Annotated in this window: 15 protein-coding genes and 2 tRNA genes; 10 read left to right on the top strand and 7 right to left on the bottom strand. The window is 72.0% G+C overall.

Going from position 1 to position 16,263, the window contains the following annotated elements:
• Nucleotides 1-6 precede the first annotated feature (6 nt).
• The 3 genes from HNR68_RS23745 to HNR68_RS23735 form a co-directional block, all read right to left on the bottom strand.
• Nucleotides 7-1,221 (bottom strand): GNAT family N-acetyltransferase, encoded by a 1,215-nt coding sequence (locus tag HNR68_RS23745; RefSeq protein ID WP_179723952.1) that lies wholly within the window; start codon nucleotides 1,219-1,221, stop codon nucleotides 7-9.
• 50 nt (nucleotides 1,222-1,271) lie between these two features.
• A complete protein-coding gene (locus tag HNR68_RS23740; protein WP_179725429.1) occupies nucleotides 1,272-1,898 on the bottom strand; it encodes a 2'-5' RNA ligase family protein in 627 nt (208 codons plus the stop codon).
• 438 nt (nucleotides 1,899-2,336) lie between these two features.
• Nucleotides 2,337-2,407: transfer RNA gene (locus HNR68_RS23735), tRNA-Gly, on the bottom strand.
• 126 nt (nucleotides 2,408-2,533) lie between these two features.
• On the opposite strand from HNR68_RS23735, the gene HNR68_RS23730 reads away from it, so the two are divergent.
• Nucleotides 2,534-2,607 (top strand) — tRNA-Pro (locus tag HNR68_RS23730).
• 202 nt (nucleotides 2,608-2,809) lie between these two features.
• Nucleotides 2,810-3,001, top strand: a complete 192-nt coding sequence (locus tag HNR68_RS23725; RefSeq protein ID WP_179723951.1) for a hypothetical protein — start codon at nucleotides 2,810-2,812, stop codon at nucleotides 2,999-3,001.
• On the opposite strand, the gene HNR68_RS23720 is transcribed toward HNR68_RS23725, so the two are convergent.
• Nucleotides 2,988-3,896 carry a sucrase ferredoxin gene (locus HNR68_RS23720; RefSeq protein WP_179723950.1) on the bottom strand — a complete coding sequence of 303 codons (909 nt, stop codon included), beginning with the start codon at nucleotides 3,894-3,896 and terminating at the stop codon, nucleotides 2,988-2,990. The two genes, HNR68_RS23725 and HNR68_RS23720, sit on opposite strands and share 14 nt — an antisense overlap.
• A 189-nt stretch (nucleotides 3,897-4,085) precedes the next feature.
• Between HNR68_RS23720 and tig the strand changes: the two genes are divergently transcribed.
• From tig to HNR68_RS23695, 5 genes are all read left to right on the top strand, one after another.
• Nucleotides 4,086-5,456 carry a trigger factor gene (gene tig / locus HNR68_RS23715; RefSeq protein WP_179723949.1) on the top strand — a complete coding sequence of 457 codons (1,371 nt, stop codon included), beginning with the start codon at nucleotides 4,086-4,088 and terminating at the stop codon, nucleotides 5,454-5,456.
• A 227-nt stretch (nucleotides 5,457-5,683) separates the two neighbouring features.
• Nucleotides 5,684-6,307 carry an ATP-dependent Clp protease proteolytic subunit gene (locus HNR68_RS23710; RefSeq protein WP_343050363.1) on the top strand — a complete coding sequence of 208 codons (624 nt, stop codon included), beginning with the start codon at nucleotides 5,684-5,686 and terminating at the stop codon, nucleotides 6,305-6,307.
• Nucleotides 6,308-6,343: 36 nt separating this feature from the next.
• Nucleotides 6,344-6,976: an ATP-dependent Clp protease proteolytic subunit gene (locus HNR68_RS23705; RefSeq protein WP_179723948.1), complete on the top strand. Its 633-nt coding sequence runs from the start codon at nucleotides 6,344-6,346 to the stop codon at nucleotides 6,974-6,976.
• Nucleotides 6,977-7,517: 541 nt separating this feature from the next.
• Nucleotides 7,518-8,798 (top strand): ATP-dependent Clp protease ATP-binding subunit ClpX, encoded by a 1,281-nt coding sequence (clpX, locus tag HNR68_RS23700; RefSeq protein WP_179723947.1) that lies wholly within the window; start codon nucleotides 7,518-7,520, stop codon nucleotides 8,796-8,798.
• 200 nt (nucleotides 8,799-8,998) lie between these two features.
• A complete protein-coding gene (locus tag HNR68_RS23695) occupies nucleotides 8,999-9,637 on the top strand; it encodes an RBBP9/YdeN family alpha/beta hydrolase (RefSeq protein ID WP_179723946.1) in 639 nt (212 codons plus the stop codon).
• Nucleotides 9,638-9,644: 7 nt separating this feature from the next.
• Here HNR68_RS23695 and HNR68_RS23690 read toward each other — a convergent pair whose 3' ends face one another.
• Nucleotides 9,645-10,529 (bottom strand): alpha/beta hydrolase, encoded by an 885-nt coding sequence (locus HNR68_RS23690; protein WP_179723945.1) that lies wholly within the window; start codon nucleotides 10,527-10,529, stop codon nucleotides 9,645-9,647.
• 72 nt (nucleotides 10,530-10,601) lie between these two features.
• On the bottom strand, nucleotides 10,602-11,441 hold the full coding sequence (gene fdhD, locus HNR68_RS23685) for a formate dehydrogenase accessory sulfurtransferase FdhD (protein WP_179723944.1): 840 nt from the start codon (nucleotides 11,439-11,441) through the stop codon (nucleotides 10,602-10,604).
• A 108-nt stretch (nucleotides 11,442-11,549) separates the two neighbouring features.
• Between fdhD and HNR68_RS23680 the strand changes: the two genes are divergently transcribed.
• The 3 genes from HNR68_RS23680 (at nucleotide 11,550) to HNR68_RS23675 (ending at nucleotide 13,850) form a co-directional block, all read left to right on the top strand.
• Nucleotides 11,550-12,878 carry an OFA family MFS transporter gene (locus HNR68_RS23680; RefSeq protein WP_179723943.1) on the top strand — a complete coding sequence of 443 codons (1,329 nt, stop codon included), beginning with the start codon at nucleotides 11,550-11,552 and terminating at the stop codon, nucleotides 12,876-12,878.
• Nucleotides 12,875-12,982, top strand: a complete 108-nt coding sequence (locus HNR68_RS27700) for an MFS transporter small subunit (protein WP_425502904.1) — start codon at nucleotides 12,875-12,877, stop codon at nucleotides 12,980-12,982. Before HNR68_RS23680 ends, HNR68_RS27700 begins: the two co-directional genes overlap by 4 nt.
• A 343-nt stretch (nucleotides 12,983-13,325) precedes the next feature.
• On the top strand, nucleotides 13,326-13,850 hold the full coding sequence (locus HNR68_RS23675) for a hypothetical protein (RefSeq protein ID WP_179723942.1): 525 nt from the start codon (nucleotides 13,326-13,328) through the stop codon (nucleotides 13,848-13,850).
• Here the strand turns inward: HNR68_RS23675 and HNR68_RS23670 are convergent.
• Complete coding sequence (locus HNR68_RS23670) at nucleotides 13,847-16,141, bottom strand: FdhF/YdeP family oxidoreductase (protein WP_179723941.1); 2,295 nt, start codon at nucleotides 16,139-16,141, stop codon at nucleotides 13,847-13,849. The two genes, HNR68_RS23675 and HNR68_RS23670, sit on opposite strands and share 4 nt — an antisense overlap.
• Nucleotides 16,142-16,263 lie beyond the last annotated feature (122 nt).

The raw sequence follows: 16,263 nt of genomic DNA, 5'->3' as shown, positions 1-16,263 counted from the left end.
GGACGATCAGAAGGGCTCCGGGCAGTGCGGGGCGCAGTCGGTGGCGAACGCCCGGGAGGTCGCCAGCAGCGTCCCCGGCTCGTGCTCGACGACCCGGCCCGAGCGTGCCAGCCCGGTCAGCGTGCTGCCGCCGAGGAAGGCGGCCGCCAGGTCGGTGACGTCCAAGGCGAGGTGCCCGGCGTGCTGGGTCCGGGTGACGGTGGCGGACCCGTCCCCGTCGGTGCGCAACCGCCAGCGGCCCGCGTTCCACGGGCAGAAGCGGTCGGTGACCTCGAGCACCACGTCGACCGACGAGGCGTAGCGCCGGGACATCAGCGCCCGGTCCACGTCGACCAGCCGCAGCCACAACCCGTCGAGCACTCGCCGGTCGACGGCGCGCGGGTCGACCAGCATGTCGAGCACCGGTTCGTCGACGGCGGCCTTGCGCCAGCGCACCGAGCCGACCAGGTCGAGGTCCAGCAGGTACCGCCACAGGGCGGCGTAGGCCTGCGGGGTCGCGGCCACGAGCTCGGCCACGTCCAGCTGGTGCTCGGGTCCGCGGTCGGTCCACTCCTGCTTGGGCCGGTAGATGGCGTAGCCGTCGGGGTGCACCGCGAACCGGGGTGCGCCGAGGCCGCCGCGCGCGTTGGGGCCGTCCAGCACGCGGGCCTGCCACGAGCCGTCGGTGCGCGACAGCCAGCCGGTGCGGGTCCTCGCGACCGCGGGGTAGCGGGCGCGGACCACCTCCAGCGCCTGCTCGCGGTCGAGCTCGCGGACCGGCCGGTCGTCGATCTCCACAGTGGACAGGAAGGGAGCACCGCGCGGCAGCACCAGGTGGCTCTCGAGGGTGGCCAGGCCGTACCCGAACCGCCCGTAGATGCCCGCTTCCGAGGAGTACAGCGCCGCGATCGGGGTGCTGTCGTCGTGCATCGCGTCCAGCTGGTCGCGCATGAGCGCGGTCAGCACGCCGCGCCGGCGGTGCCCGGGCTTGACGCCGACCGCGGTGACCGCGGCGACCGGGCACGGGACGGGCCCGGGCACGGTGATCTCCAGTTCGAGCCGCCCGGCCACGCCGATCAGCTCGTCGCCGTCGAAGACGCCGTGCGTGAGCTCCGGGTCGAACGCGCCGCGGTAGGCGTCGCGCGCGGTGTCCAGCGCGTCGTCGAGGAAGGCGGCGGCGAAGACGTCGAAGAAGGCCCCGTACTCGTCGGACCGCAGGGTCCGCGTGCTGAGCTGCCCCATACGGCCTTGATACCCAGCCCGGCAGGACGCCGCGACCCGCCGGACGGGCGTCAGCCGCCGAGGGGGATCTCGGTGACCGTCTCCCACTCCGGGCACGAGTGGTCGCGGTTGAGCTTGACCAGCGACAACGCCGGGAGCTTGGCCGTGGTCGGCTCGACGTGGGTGCCGCTGAGCGTGGCCACGGCGAAGATCGCCGGTCCGTCGGTGGTGGAGTGGGCGAGGCTGACGTGCTTGTCGACGTCGTCGGGTTCCGGGGGCACCGCCGACTCGCCGAGCACGTCGACCAGCGCCTCGCGCACCGCGGCGCGCAGCTCCATGACGGTCGACTGGGGTTCGGCCGGCAGCGACAGCGACTCCGGCTGCACCACCGCGCGGTGGAAGGCCAGGGTGAGCGGCAGCACCGAATCCAGCCGCTTGCGGGTGGCGGCGACCAGCGGCTCGATCTGCGACTCGTCGACCTCGTCGGTGAACCCGACCTCCTGGACCAGGATGTGCATCCACTCCAGCGGCACCAGGTCGAAGCCGGGCAGGTCGCGCAGCGCGTACTGGTAGTCGTTGACCAGCTTGCGCAGGCCCGGCTGGTCGGCGAGCGGCAGCAGCCAGGCGTAGCCGGTGCGTCCGGCGCGCCAGTCCGAGCGCCAGCGGGCGTGGTTGCGGACCTGGTCGACGTGCGGCATATCGGTCACCCCTCACATACTGCCCCGGAGCAGTCCGGCGGTGGGGTGCGCGAGACCCGTCCCACGGTCCCGTCCGGTCCGCGATCGCCGGGGCGGGCCGAGTCGCTCGGGCGGTCGGAGCTGGCTGCGGCATCGGCGTCGCGCACCCGCAGGGCCAGGAGGATACCCAGCACCACGAACCCCGCAGAGGCCAGGAACGCCCCCGGCGGACCCCCGGTCAGTCCAGGGCGGCGGACTGATCACGCGGGGGTGCGGACCCGGGTGCCGCTCGTCGGTGGGGTCGCGGGCACGTCAGGTCGTCGTGAAGTCGCCACGCCCCCGGCAGGCCGGTCCTCGCCGTACCGGGCTACCACTCCCGGGGAAGCGAGCTCCCGCCCGCGGGAGGGGCGGGGAAGCGAACGGGGGCCGACGGCGTCCGTCGGCCCCCGCTGTGCGCTGAGCGGGCGACGGGAATCGAACCCGCGTCACCAGTTTGGAAGACTGGGGCTCTACCATTGAGCTACGCCCGCGCACGAAGGTCCTGCCTGGTCACGCGGTGGTCCGCGCGGTTCGGCGACCTTGCGTGCCACAGCTTAGCGGGTCGCGATAGGCTCATCGCAACGCACCCGGGGTTCCCGGGTGCGCCGCACGTCGGACGGGGTGTGGCGCAGTTTGGTAGCGCACTCGCTTTGGGTGCGAGGGGTCGTGGGTTCAAATCCCGCCACCCCGACGTCGCGGCCGGTCGCTCGCTCCTTCGCGGGCGGCCGGTTCTCCCTCTCCGGGGCGTGCGGCCTCGCCCGGTGACCACCCGGAACACCACGGTGATCGGCTGCGAACGCTTCCGGTGATGTGAGTCGCAGGCAGGCGTGACGGTTGGTAACGGCCGGGCGCGGGGTGCCGATTCCTCGTTCGTGCGCGATGGGAATCCGGGGTTGCGCGTGCACCTCCCCGCGGTGGTGGTGTGCGCGGTGCTGGGTGCCGCGCTGGTGCTGCTGGTCGTGGTGTCGTTCGTCGTTCCCGGACCGGACGGGGCCGCCGAGCTGGCACCGTCGGACGGGATCGTGACGGCGGTCACCCCGACGGAGCTGAGCGCGGCGGTCGGGTCGGTGCTCAACGCTCGGTGACGGCCACCGCGGCGAGGGCGGTGGGCCGCACCGCCGCCGCTCCGCAGCTGCTGGGCCGCGGCGGGTCGAGCTCGCGGGCCCGCACGGTCACCTGCCAGCGGCGACCGTCCTGGTGGGCCACCTCGACCACGTCGTCGCGGCCGCCGGCGACGCGCAGCGCGTCGACGAGGTGTTCGCCGAGGTGCTCGCGGACCGCCAGCTCGGCGGCCTGACCGGCGCGGTCCCAGGTCGACCGCCCGCGGCAGTGCTCCAGCGCGACCTTGCCCGAGGCCGCCGCCGACAGGACCGCCTCCACGGCCGGCGCGGTGAGCCGCCCGTAGGTGTAGCCGCTGGGCAGCAGCACCGCGGCGGGCGCGAAGCGGTGCCCGCCGGTGTGCGAGGTCTCCCAGACGGCCTCGTCGTGGCGGCCGGCCAGCTCGGTGATGAGCTCGCGGCCCAGCAGGGCGCAGCACCGGTCGCGGCGGCCGTTGGTGCACACCAGCAGGACCGGGTCGGTGACCGGCCGCCCCCAGCCGTCGTGGTGCCCGGCGGCGATGCGCTCGAAGTCGAGGTCGAGCAGCTCGGCGGGGTCGGCGAGGGTGTGCTCGCGCAGCCAGCCGGTGCCGGGCGCGGTGTGCGCGAGCAGGACGCGGCGCTCGGTGTCACCCGGCGTGTCGGCGTGGTGCCCGGGGCGCCTGATCAGCTGCACCCGCACCCCGTGCTCACCGGCCTTCGCGTCCAGCGCGCGCCCCAGGTCCGGGTCCAGGTGGCTCTGCGTGAGCGCCGTGTGCCCCCACGGGCCGCGCTGCTCCAGGCACAGCCAGGCGCGCGCGACCGCCGCGGTCCCGGCGAGCGGCTCGGCGAGCGCGGTCGACTGGGCGGAGCAGGTGGCGGGGGCGGCTGGTGTGTGCTGCACGGTCCCACTCAAGCACGACCGGCCCGCCGCCGTGGGGCGAGCCTGCTCGGCGCGCTTGTCGCAACCCCGGCCCGTGGCTCCGGGCGGGAAGCAATAGACTCGGAGGTCAGCCCGGCATTCGGGGGTGGTGTTGTGCCGCGCCCGCTGGCAGCGCCGGGGGATCAAAGCACGTTCGCACTAGGAGACCACGTGAAGAGCACCGTCGAGCACCTGAGCCCGACGCGCGTCCGGATCAACGTCGAGGTGCCGTTCGACGAGCTCAAGCCGAACTTCGACCGCGCGTACAAGGCACTGGCCCAGCAGGTCCGCATCCCCGGTTTCCGGCCGGGCAAGGCCCCGGCGCGGGTGCTGGAGAGCCGCATCGGTCGGGGTCCCGTGCTCGACGAGGTCGTCAACGAGGCGGTTCCGGCCAAGTACCTGGAGGCGGTCAACAGCAGCGAGGTGCGCACCCTCGGTCGCCCGGACATCGAGGTGACCAAGATCGAGGACGGCGCGGAGATCGCGTTCACCGCCGAGGTCGACGTCCGCCCGGAGATCACCGTGCCCGCCTTCGGCGAGCTCTCGGTGAGCGTGGACGACGTCGAGGTGACCGAGGACGAGGTGAACGAGCAGCTGGACTCGCTGCGCGCCCGCTTCGGCACCCTCGTCGGCGTTGAGCGGCCCGCGCAGGAGGGCGACTTCGTCAGCATCGACCTGTCGGCCACCGTCGACGGCGAAGAGGTCGAGGACGCCAAGACCAGCGGCATGTCCTACGAGATCGGCTCCGGCCAGTTGATCGAGGGCATCGACGAGGCGCTGATCGGCGCGAGCGAGGGCGACACCAAGACCTTCACCACCACCCTGGTGGCCGGCGAGCACGCCGGCAAGGAGGCCGAGGTGACGGTCAAGCTGAACTCCGTCAAGGAGCGCCAGCTGCCCGAGGCCGACGACGAGTTCGCGCAGATGGCCAGCGAGTTCGACACCGTCGAGGAGCTCGTCGCCGACCTGCGTGAGCGGCTGGGCCGGGTCAAGAAGATGCAGCAGGGCATGCAGGCCCGGGACAAGGTCCTGGACGCGCTGCTGGAGACCGTCGAGGTCCCGCTGCCGGAGAAGGTCGTCGAGTCCGAGATCGAGGTGCGCAAGCACGACGCGGTGCACCCGTTCGACCACGACGAGAAGCGCTTCGAAGAGTGGCTTGAGCAGCAGGGCAAGACCCGCGAGCAGTTCGACCAGGAGACCCGCGAGGAGGCGGAGAAGGCGGTCCGCACCCAGCTGGTGCTGGACACCATCGCCGACGCCGAGGACGTCTCGGTCTCCGACGACGAGCTGACCCAGCGGATCATCTACCAGGCGCAGCGGTTCGGCATGAGCCCGGACCAGTTCGTCCAGCAGGCCCAGCAGGCGGGCCAGCTCGGCGCGCTGTACGCCGACGTCCGCCGCAGCAAGGCGCTGTTCTCGGTGGTCCGGCAGGCCAAGGTCACGGACTCCGAGGGCAACGAGCTGGACATGGACGAGCTGTTCGGCCCCCAGCAGGGCGAGAGCGAGGGCGAGGAGTCGACCGAGACCGCGAAGGCGGAGTGACGGCTCGACGAATCGAACATGCTCTGAGCGAACGTGGGCGGTACTGGGAAGCTGGTGCCGCCCACTTTCGTTAGGGTCGGTGGTAGCGGATCACCCGAGAGGGAAGCAGGCCGTCGGCGCCCGCCCGCGGACCCGGCCGGTCCATTGTGGAGAAGGGCCGGGAGCGGCGCGAGTGACCCGAGTGGCCTGCGTGGAATGAGCCCAAAGTGGGAGAAGGCAGGGGAGACGTGACGCAGCACCTGACTCCGGCGTCCGACGCGCAGGCGCCGTCCATGCGGACGGGCACCAACGGACTCTCGCTCAACGACTCGGTTTACGAGCGGCTGCTGCGGGAGCGCATCATCGTCCTCGGCTCCCAGGTCGAGGACTCGATCTCGAACCAGATCTGCTCGCAGCTGCTGCTGCTGGCGGCCGAGGACCCGGACCGCGACATCTCGCTCTACATCAACTCGCCGGGTGGTTCGGTGACCGCGGGCATGGCGATCTACGACACCATGCAGCTGGTCAAGCCGGACGTGGTCACCGTGGCGATGGGCATGGCGGCCTCGATGGGGCAGTTCCTGCTGTCCGCCGGCGCGAAGGGCAAGCGGTTCGCGCTGCCGCACGCGCGGATCATGATGCACCAGCCCTCGGCCGGCCTCGGCGGCACGGCCTCGGACATCGAGATCCAGGCCCGGATGTTCTCCCGGCACAAGCAGGAGATGGCCGAGCTGATCGCCGAGCAGACCGGGCAGACGGTGGAACGCATCATCCAGGACTCCGACCGCGACCGGTGGTTCACCGCGGAGGAGGCCCGCGAGTACGGGTTCGTGGACCACGTGGCGACCGCCGCGAACCTGCCGCGCAGCTGATCATCCCCCGGACCTAGCAACGAGGAGTCACCCGCCGTGAACCCTTACCAGTCCCTGCAGTCCCGGTACGTGCTGCCCTCGTTCGTCGAGCGCACCGCGTACGGCGTCAAGGAGTCGAACCCGTACAACAAGCTGTTCGAGGAACGCATCGTGTTCCTCGGCGTCCAGGTCGACGACGCCTCCGCCAACGACGTGATGGCGCAGCTGCTCTTCCTCGAGTCCGACGACCCGGACCGGGAGATCCAGATGTACATCAACTCCCCGGGTGGCTCGTTCACCGCGATGATGGCCATCTACGACACCATCCAGTACGTGCGTCCTGACGTGCGCACCATCTGCCTCGGGCAGGCGGCGTCGGCGGCGGCCGTGCTGCTGGCGGCGGGCACCAAGGGCAAGCGCCAGGCGCTGCCCAACTCGCGGGTGCTCATCCACCAGCCGTCGGTCGAGGGCATCTACGGCCAGGTCTCCGACCTGGAGATCCAGGCGGCCGAGGTCCAGCGCATGCGGGACCTGATGGAGTCGACGCTGGCCAAGCACACCAGCCGCTCGAAGGAGCAGGTGCGCCAGGACGTCGACCGCGACAAGATCCTGACCGCGGAGCAGGCCGTGGACTACGGCCTCATCGACGAGGTGGTGCCGTACCGGAAGCTCTCCCAGCAGCACGCCTGACGGCTCTGGGAGCTGCTGCGCAGGTGCTGCGGGGGATGCCTGGCGGTGCGCGGCCCGCGCGTGGTGGGCCGTGCTCGCCAGGTGCCCTCCGGCCCCCTGCGCCGCCGGGCCACGCGTGGCGGGGCCGTGACCGGCGGTGACGGTGGCAGCCGACCGGGTGAGGCGGCAGTCCCCGGGACGGCAGCGGTGCCGTTGCCGACCGTGCTCCCCAGTCGTGGGTCATGTCACGTCCTCGCAGGTGGTGGCCGTGCGTTCGGCGCAGGTATCAACCATGGGGGCGGGCCGGTCGCTCGCGCCGACCACGCGCCGGGAAAGCAGCTGCTGCGGGCGGGGGGAACGCGTAGCCTTCCCGTCATGCGGTGGCGCGGCACGCCCGGGAGCGGGATCACGACACGCCGAGCGCGGTGCTGGTCACCGTCACGCTTGGCCATGGCGGACACTGTGAGTCTCCCCGAACGCGGGGAGCGCCAGGTACCGTCGGAAGCACACACGGTCAGGCGCGCCACCGGACGGCGCGCCGGAGGGGACGGGGTCAGCGGTCATGGCACGTATCGGTGACGGCGGCGACCTGCTGAAGTGCTCCTTCTGCGGGAAGAGCCAGAAGCAGGTGAAGAAACTCATCGCCGGCCCCGGCGTGTACATCTGCGATGAGTGCATCGATCTCTGCAACGAGATCATCGAGGAGGAGCTGGCGGAGGCCGGCGAGGTCAAGCTCGACGAGCTGCCCAAGCCGGCGGAGATCCACGAGTTCCTCGACCAGTACGTCATCGGGCAGGACCCGGCCAAGCGCAACCTCTCGGTCGCGGTCTACAACCACTACAAGCGCATCCAGGCCAGCGAGCGCCGGGAGAGCCGTGGTGAGGAGCCCGTCGAGCTGGCCAAGTCGAACATCCTGATGCTCGGCCCCACCGGGTGCGGCAAGACCTACCTGGCGCAGACCCTGGCCAAGATGCTGAACGTGCCGTTCGCGATCGCCGACGCCACGGCGCTGACCGAGGCCGGCTACGTGGGCGAGGACGTCGAGAACATCCTGCTCAAGCTCATCCAGGCGGCCGACTACGACGTCAAGCGGGCCGAGACCGGCATCATCTACATCGACGAGGTCGACAAGATCGCCCGCAAGAGCGAGAACCCGTCGATCACCCGCGACGTCTCCGGCGAGGGCGTGCAGCAGGCGCTGCTGAAGATCCTGGAGGGCACCACGGCCAGCGTGCCGCCGCAGGGCGGCCGCAAGCACCCGCACCAGGAGTTCATCCAGATCGACACCACGAACGTGCTGTTCATCGTGGCGGGCGCGTTCGCCGGGCTGGAGAAGATCGTCGAGGAGCGGGTCGGCAAGCACAGCGTCGGCTTCGGCGCGGAGCTGCGGTCCAAGACCCAGATCGACACCACCGACCACTTCGCCGACGTCATGCCCGAAGACCTGATCAAGTACGGGCTGATCCCGGAGTTCATCGGCCGGCTCCCCACGGTGGCCAGCGTGACGAACCTGGACAAGGCGTCGCTGGTGCGGATCCTGACCGAGCCGCGCAACGCGCTGGTGAAGCAGTACAAGCGCTTGTTCGAGATGGACAACGTGGAGCTGGAGTTCACCAAGACCGCGCTGGAGGCGATCGCCGACCAGGCGATCCTGCGCGGCACCGGCGCCCGCGGCCTGCGCGCGATCCTGGAAGAGGTCCTGCTGCCGGTCATGTACGACATCCCGAGCCGGTCGGACGTGGCCAAGGTCGTGATCACCGAGCAGACCGTGCGCGAGAACGTCAACCCGACGATCGTGGCCCGCCAGGCGACGCGCCGCGAGCGCCGCGAGAAGTCCGCCTAGTTCTGCCCGTTCCCCGCGCCCGACGCCGGAACAACCGGTGTGCCAACGGCTTTCGAGCGCGGAACGCTGAAACCGCCCAGCCCGCTACGCCTCTCGCGTCGCGGGCTGTTCGCTCACCCGACCCGGGCGCGTCCGCTGCGGACCGAACCGTGTTGGATGATCCTGGTACGACCAGATCATCGTCTCGGGGAGCGCCTGCCATGAGCGAGATGCACGTCCTGCTGGTTCACGGGATGACCGGTTCCGGTCCCTGGCACTGGCAGCACTGGCTCGCCGCTCAGCTCCGCGAGGCAGGCGTGGACGTGGACCTCCCGACGCTGCCGGACCCGGACCGGCCGGTGCTGGCCGACTGGCTGCAGGTGCTGCGGGAGCGGCTGGCCGCGGTGCCGCAGGAGGCCGAGCTCGTGGTGGCGGCGCACGCCTGCGGGGCGGCGCTGTGGCTGCACCACGCGGCGACCATCGGCGGCAGCGACCGCCGCGCGGACCGGGTGCTCCTGGTGGCCCCGCCCGCCCCGGACTGGCAGCACCCGGCCGCCCAGGGCATCACGCCCTACCCGACGGACGCGGCGGCGCTGCGCCGCGCAGCGGGCATCACCCGGCTCGTGGTCGGGACCGGCGACCCGTACCTCTCCATGTACCGGGCGCACGCGCTGGCCGAGGAGCTCCAGGTGGAGATGGACGTGATCCTCGACGGGGAGCACCTGAACACCGACGCCGGGTACGGCCCGTGGCCGGCGCTGCTGCGCTGGACCCTCTACGGCACCGTGCCGCTGCACGACCGCTTCGAGGCGGACCTGTACACAGTGGAGCCGACACGCCTGGCGAAGCGGTGCGGGTAGTCCCGCGCTACCGGTGCTCGCCCGACTCGGCCAGCTGCGTGCCGATGAAGTCCACCAGCTCGGGGAGCGCCTTGCGGTAGTAGCGGCTGTTGTGGCCGCCCGGGGTGGTGGAGGCGTACTCCGGGTCCGCGAGGCGGATGAAGCGGCGGGTGCCCTCGATGAAGCGGTCCTCGGTGCCGCACCACACCCCCAGCGGCAGGTCCCCGAGCGCCTTGATGTGGCGGAGCGGGTCGATCGCCGCCCACTCCGCCTCGTTGGCGAACGCCTTGCGCTTGCGCATCTCCGGCCAGCTGGTGATGAGCGCCGGGGACACCACCGCCGCCGCGGTCAGCGGGTGGCCCATCTCACGCCGGCGCCGCGCGTAGAGCAGCGCGCCGAACCCGCCCATCGAGATGCCCGCGGCCGCGAAGGGCCGGTGCCGCCTCCCGCCGAGGTTCCGCTCTGCCAGCCAGCGCGGGACCTCCCCGAGCAGCATCCACAGCGGATCGTCGTTCGGGCGGCGGTGCCAGTAGTTGTTGCCGCCGCCGTCCACCGCGAGGAACGCGAACGGCGGGATCCGGCCCGCGGCCACGGACTGCGACAACCAGTCCGGCAGGCCGGCCGCCGACTTGCGCGCGTCGCCGAACCGGCCGTGCAGCATCAGGCACACCGGGAGGTCCCGGCGCGGCACGCCCTCCGGGAACATGAGCACGAAGTTGACGGAGCGGTTCCGGGCGCGCGAGTAGAGCCGCTCCACGGACACGTTCGGCTGGTTCGCCAGCGGCACCGCGGTCTCGCGCGGCGCTGAGCCGACCTGGCCGCCCAGACCGAGACCGAGGGCAGCGGCACCGGTGAGCCCGGCGGCGAGGACGCTCCGGCGCGGCAGCAGGTGGCGACCCCGCGAATCGCGCATGCATCCCTCCTGTCGGCGGCTCCTGCCCCCCATCGTGCCAACGCGGCGCGGGGCCACCAACCGGGGCAGCCGCTAACCGGTGATGGCCTTGGTCACGATGCGCTCGGCACCCGTGTAGACGTTCATGGACGGCCCGCGCAGGAACCCGACGAGGGTCATGCCCTGTTCCGCGGCGAGGTCGACGGCCAACGACGACGGCGCCGACACCGCGGCGAGCACCGGCACGCCCGCCATCGCCGCCTTCTGCACCAGCTCGAACGACGCCCGCCCGGAGACCATGAGCACGCACCCGGTCAGCGGGACGCGCCGCTCCAGCAGCGCCCACCCGAGCACCTTGTCCACGGCGTTGTGCCGCCCCACGTCCTCCCGCACCACGAGCACCTCACCGGTGGCGCGGAACAGCCCGGCGGCGTGCAGGCCGCCGGTCGTGTCGAAGACGCGCTGGGCGGCGCGCAGCCGGGCCGGGACGCCCACGAGGGTGTCCGCGCTGACGGTGACCGGGTCGGCGGCGGGGGAGTGGCGGGTGCTCAGCCGGACCGAGTCGAGCGCGGCCTTGCCGCACACGCCGCACGAGGACGTGGTGTAGAAGTTGCGGGTCACCGAGGCGTCGGGAGGCTGCACGCCGGGGGCGAGCAGCACGTCCAGCACGTTGTAGGTGTTGCGGCCGTCCGGGCCGGGGCTGTCGCAGTAGCGCGCCGTGGCCAGTTGCTCGCGGTCGTGGATGACGCCCTCGGTGAGCAGGAACCCGTGGGCGAGCTCGACGTCGTGACCGGGCGTGCGCATGGTCACCGAGAGCGGTCGGCCGTTGACGCGGACCTCCAGCGGCTCCTCGGCGGCGAGCGTGTCGGGCCGCCGCACGCTCCCGTCGGCGGTGACCCGCAGCACCGGTCGTCGCACCGTGACGCGTCCCATCGGGCCCTCCTCGCACGTTCGCTCTGCGGAAGACGGCTCTCGTCGGGCCGCCGTCGCACCAGTATCCTCAGCGGATCCGTGATCACCAGCACGTGGCAGGGAGGCCCGATGGTCGCAGACCTGCTCTCTCCGACCCGCACTGTCGCGCCCGAGGGCTGGAACCGCTGGTTGGTCCCGCCGACCGCGCTGGCGGTGCACCTGGCGATCGGCCAGGTCTACGCCTGGAGCGTGTTCAAGTCCCCGCTGGAGGACGCGCTCGGCCTCAGCGGCACGCTCAGCGCCCTGCCGTTCCAGCTCGGGATCGTCATGCTGGGGCTCTCCGCCGCGCTCGGCGGGACGGTGGTGGAGCGCCGCGGGCCGCGCTGGGCGATGGCGGTGGCCACCACCTGCTTCTCGCTGGGCTTCCTGATCTCCTCGCTGGGCGTCGCGCTGGGCCAGTACTGGCTGGTGGTGCTCGGGTACGGCTTCGTCGGCGGCATCGGCCTGGGCATCGGGTACATCTCCCCGGTGTCCACGCTGATCAAGTGGTTCCCCGACCGGCCGGGCATGGCCACCGGCATCGCGATCATGGGCTTCGGCGGTGGCGCGCTCATCGCCTCGCCGTGGTCGTCGCAGATGCTGGAGTCCTTCGGCAGCGACTCCTCCGGCATCGCGCTGACCTTCCTGGTCCACGGGGTGGTCTACGCGGTGTTCATGTCGCTGGGCGTGGTGCTGGTCCGGACGCCACCGCCGGGCTGGAACCCGGGCCCGGCGCGCCAGGCGGCGTCCCGGCCCATGATCACCACCGCGAACGTGACTGCGCGCAACGCGGTGCGCACCCCGCAGTTCTGGCTGCTGTGGGTCGTGCTGTGCTGCAACGTCACCGCGGGCATCGGCATCCTGGAGAAGGCCTCGCCGATGATCACCGGGTTCTTCGCCGGCAGCTCCACGCCGGTGGCGGCCGGTGCGGCGGCCGGGTTCGTCGCGCTGCTGTCGCTGACCAACATGGCCGGCCGGTTCGTCTGGTCGTCCACATCGGACCTCGTGGGGCGCAAGAACGTCTACCGCCTCTACCTGGGCGGCGGCGTGCTGCTCTACCTCGGCATCCTGCTGGTGGGCTCGGTCGGCGTCCCGGTGTTCGTGCTCTGCGCGATGCTCATCCTGTCGTTCTACGGCGGCGGTTTCGCGACCGCCCCGGCCTACTTGAAGGATCTGTTCGGCACCGCGCAGGTGGGTGCGATCCACGGCCGGCTGCTCACCGCCTGGTCGGCGGCCGGCGTGCTGGGACCGCTCATCGTCAACGCCGTCGCCGACGCCCGCGAAGCGGCCGGCGCCAGCGGCCCGGACCTCTACACCACCTCCCTGGTGATCATGATCGGCCTGCTGGTGGTCGGTTTCGCGGCCAACGAGCTGGTCCGGCCGGTCAATGCGAAGTTCCACGAACCGGAGGAGCGATGAACCGCCGAGCCGTCCTCGTGGTGTCCTGGGCGTGGGTGGGCCTGCCCTTCGCCTACGGCGTGTACGAGCTGGTGCAGAAGGTCGCCCAGCTCTTCACCGGCTGACCGGGCACCTCGGTCCTCCGCGATCTCGCCAGCCGTCCCCCGGAAGCCCGCGCAGGCTCCCGCTCGTGCTCCTCAGGGACGGTTCGAACTGTCGGTGCCCTCTGTGACGATGCAGCGCTGCTGAGGCGCGCACGACAGGACGGGGTGCGCCCGTCCCGCTGCGCCGCGCCGGTCGTCAGCTCCTGGCCGAAGTCGCCGAGCCCTTCGGATCGGCTCTGGAGCTCGGAAGGCCCCCAGGCGTCGGTCGCGGATCGCCGGACCAACCCGGACGGTGCAGAGTCGGTACGATCCGAACAGCGAGAAGGTCGAGTGGGGCCGGTCCGGTGCCGGACGCGGAGGTCACGTGGCAATGGGGGAGATCCGCATCCCGGTGGACACCGCGACCACGCCGGGTGGTCTTCCGCAGTGCTGCGCGGCGCACGGGAGGGTCGCGGTGCGGCAGGTCGACTTCGCCCTGCAGTCGCGTGTGCAGGTGGACGGCAACCGGGTGCTCAGCTCCAGCCTGCTCGGCGTGGCGGACAGGATCGGGGAACGGGCGCGCCGGGTCAAGGTGGCGCGGGTGCGCGGTTGGCCGCTGTGCCGCGGTTGCGCCCGGCGGCGGTCAGTCCTGTTCGGACTCTCGCAGCTGTTGTTCTGGGGCGGTCTGGCGTCGATCGCCGCGGCGCTGCTGGTCCGGCTGATCGGCGGTGTGCAGGCCACGTTCCTCGGTGTCCTGGCGTTCGGCGGGTTCATCGTCGCGCTGGCCTCGGTCGTACCGTTCGTCGCGGGGTCGCTGCCGCGCATCACCCGCGCCCGGACCTCCGACGACGGCGGGAGCGTGATCGTCGAGGACCCGCACCCGGCCTTCGTCGCGCAGACCCGGGGCTAGCGCCGTTCCAGGCGGACGACGATGGCCTTGGAGACCGGGGTGTTGGAGCGTTCCGCCACCGAGTCCAGCGGGACCAGGGGGTTGGCCTCCGGGTAGTAGGCCGCGGCGCAGCCGCGGGCGGTCGGGTAGGCGACGAGGCGGAAGCGCTCCGCGCGGCGCTCCTCGACACCGTGCTCGCCCCGCCACTCGGAGACCACGTCGACCAGGTCGCCCGCCGCGAACCCGAGGTCGGCGAGGTCGTCCGGGTGCACCAGGACCACGCGGCGGCCGTCCTCGACCCCGCGGTAGCGGTCGGAGAGGCCGTAGATCGTGGTGTTGTACTGGTCGTGGCTGCGCAGCGTCTGCAGCAGCAGGCGCCCGGGCGGGACCTCGATGGGCTCCGGGACGTTGACCGTGAAGTTGGCCTTGCCCGTGGCCGTGGGGAAGGTGCGGCTGTCGCGCGGCGGGTGCGGCAGGACGAACCCGTCCGGCTCGCGGACCTTGCGGTTGTAGTCCGCGCAGCCCGGGACCACGTTCGCGATGTGCTCGCGGACCAGGTCGTAGTCGCGCTCGAAGTCCTCCCAGCGGACCGGGTGGTCCGGGCCGAGCAGGGCGCGCGCCAGCCGGCAGATGATCGCCACCTCCGACAGCAGGTGCTCCGATGCGGGCTGGAGCCGGCCGCGCGAGCGGTGCACCACCGACATCGAGTCCTCGACGGTCACGAACTGCTCGCCGGTGGCCTGCACGTCGCGCTCGGTGCGGCCCAGCGTGGGCAGGATCAGCGCGGTGCGGCCGGGCGTCACGTGCGAGCGGTTCAGCTTGGTCGACACCTGCACCGTCAGCTCGCAGCTGCGCAGGGCGCGCACCGTGGCCTCGGTGTCCGGGGTCGCGGAGACGAAGTTGCCGCCCATCCCCACGAACGCCTTGACCCGGCCGTCGCGCATGGCGCGGATGGTGTCCACGGTGTCCAGGCCGTGGTGGCGGGGCACCGGCACGCCGAACTCGGCCTCCAGCGCGGCCAGGAACGGCTCCGGCATCTTCTCCCAGATGCCCATGGTGCGGTCGCCCTGCACGTTGGAGTGGCCGCGCACCGGGCAGACCCCGGCGCCCGGCTTGCCGATCATGCCGCGCAGCAGCAGGAGGTTGACCACCTCCCGGATCGTCGGCACGGCCTGCTTGTGCTGGGTGAGCCCCATCGCCCAGCAGACCACCGTGCGCTCCGAGGAGATCACCATCTCGGCGATCCGCTCGACCTGCTCCTGCGGCAGCCCGGTGGCCCGGTCGGTGGCCTCCCAGTCGACGTGGGCGGCCTGCGCGGCGAACTCGGCGAAGCCGTGCGTCGAGCGGTCGATGAAGTCCCGGTCCACCGCGCCCGCCTGGAGCACCAGCGCGTTGAGCGCCTTGAACAGCGCCAGGTCGCCACCGATGCGGATCTGGGCGAACTCGTCGGCCAGCCGGGTGCCCGGCCCGATCACGCCGCGCGCGTGCTGCGGGTTCTTGAAGCGCATCAGCCCGGTCTCCGGCAGCGGGTTGACCGCCACGATCCGCCCGCCCCGCCGCTTGACCGCCTCCAGCGAGGACAGCATCCGCGGGTGGTTGGTGCCCGGGTTCTGACCCACCACCAGCACCAGGTCCGCGCGCTCCACATCGGACAGCGACACCGAGCCCTTGCCGACGCCGATGGTCTCGGACAGCGCCGCCCCGGAGGACTCGTGGCACATGTTCGAGCAGTCCGGCAGGTTGTTCGTGCCGAAGCTGCGCACCAGCAGCTGGTACAGGAACGCAGCCTCGTTGCTGGTGCGGCCGGAGGTGTAGAACGCGGCCTCGTCCGGCGAGCCGAGCCCGCGCAGCCGCTCGGCGATCAGCTGGAACGCCTCGGCCCACGCGATGGGGCGGTAGTGGGTGTCTCCCTCGCGCAGGACCACCGGGTGGGTGAGCCGGCCCTGCTGCCCCAACCAGTAGTCGGTCCGCTCGGCCAGCTCGGCCACCGAGTGGCGGGCGAAGAACTCCGGCCCGACCCGCCGGGTGGTGGCCTCCTCCGCGACCGCCTTCGCCCCGTTCTCGCAGAACTCGGCGATCTTGCGCTTGTCGCCCTCGGCCTCCCGCGGGTCCGGCCACGCGCACCCGGGGCAGTCGAAGCCGTCGCGCTGGTTCAGCAGCGGCAGCGTCCGCGCGGTGCGGGCCAGGCCCATCTGCTCCCAGCTGCGCTGCAGCGAGACCAGCACGCCCTTGACCCCGGCCGCGGCCTGGCCGGGCTCGCCGACCCGGAGGGCGTTCTCGTCGATGTCCTGCTCAGGGGCTCCGCGCGACATGCGTCTAGCGTGCGACACCGTGCGCGGCGCGGCACGACAGGGGTGACCACCGTCACATCCGCGCTGGTGGCCGCGACGGTGATGCCCAGGAGGGCCGCTGAACAGGCACTCGTAGAATTCGG

The organism is Saccharopolyspora hordei (genome assembly GCF_013410345.1).
In the GTDB taxonomy this organism is placed as follows: domain Bacteria; phylum Actinomycetota; class Actinomycetes; order Mycobacteriales; family Pseudonocardiaceae; genus Saccharopolyspora; species Saccharopolyspora hordei.
Note: the sequence above shows the minus strand (reverse complement) of the source record. Positions and strands in the feature narration are given on the sequence as shown.

Coding starts and splice junctions, on each gene's coding strand:
- HNR68_RS23745 (WP_179723952.1), bottom strand. CDS start 1,221: ATGGGGCAGCTCAGCACGCGGACCCTGCGGTCCGACGAGTACGGGGCC.
- HNR68_RS23740 (WP_179725429.1), bottom strand. CDS start 1,898: ATGCCGCACGTCGACCAGGTCCGCAACCACGCCCGCTGGCGCTCGGAC.
- fdhD (WP_179723944.1), bottom strand. CDS start 11,441: ATGGGACGCGTCACGGTGCGACGACCGGTGCTGCGGGTCACCGCCGAC.
- HNR68_RS27700 (WP_425502904.1), top strand. CDS start 12,875: ATGAACCGCCGAGCCGTCCTCGTGGTGTCCTGGGCGTGGGTGGGCCTG.
- HNR68_RS23680 (WP_179723943.1), top strand. CDS start 11,550: ATGGTCGCAGACCTGCTCTCTCCGACCCGCACTGTCGCGCCCGAGGGC.
- HNR68_RS23695 (WP_179723946.1), top strand. CDS start 8,999: ATGAGCGAGATGCACGTCCTGCTGGTTCACGGGATGACCGGTTCCGGT.
- HNR68_RS23690 (WP_179723945.1), bottom strand. CDS start 10,529: ATGCGCGATTCGCGGGGTCGCCACCTGCTGCCGCGCCGGAGCGTCCTC.
- clpX (WP_179723947.1), top strand. CDS start 7,518: ATGGCACGTATCGGTGACGGCGGCGACCTGCTGAAGTGCTCCTTCTGC.
- HNR68_RS23670 (WP_179723941.1), bottom strand. CDS start 16,141: ATGTCGCGCGGAGCCCCTGAGCAGGACATCGACGAGAACGCCCTCCGG.